At 80.6% G+C, this 422-nt stretch carries 1 pseudogene; it reads left to right on the forward strand.

Annotated features, from left to right (window positions below):
* A pseudogene (locus GT030_RS09270) lies at positions 1–422 on the forward strand (PucR family transcriptional regulator); the annotation flags it as partial.

Genomic DNA, 422 nt, shown 5'->3' on the forward strand with positions numbered 1-422 from the left:
TGCTGCCGGTGGGCGCTCCGCTGGCGCCGGTGCACCGGATCGCGGCCGAGCGGGCGGCGGGGACCGTGGCGGTGGTCCTGATGCAGGCGCGCCAGGAGGAGGAGCTGGCGGCGCGCGGCCGGGGTGACTTCCTGACCGATCTGGCCGAGGGCCGGGTGCGGGCCGGGGACGCTCCGGCGCAGGCCCGTGTGCTGGGGTTCCGGCCGGGTGACGGCCCGCTGCTGCCGGTGGTGATGCGGGTGGGGGACGCGCTGTCCCCGGCGGGCGGCTGGGCGGTGCTGGCGCGGGCGGTCGGCGAGGAGCTGGCGTCGGTGGGGGTGCCGGTGCTGCTGGGGGTGCGGCCGGTGGAGGGCCGGGTGCCGGTGCTGGTGGGCCTGCGCGCGGAGGCCGACCGGGCATCGGTCGCGGACCGGGTGGCGGCC

This window comes from Streptomyces sp. SID1328 (assembly GCF_009865595.1).
Taxonomy (GTDB): domain Bacteria; phylum Actinomycetota; class Actinomycetes; order Streptomycetales; family Streptomycetaceae; genus Streptomyces; species Streptomyces griseoluteus.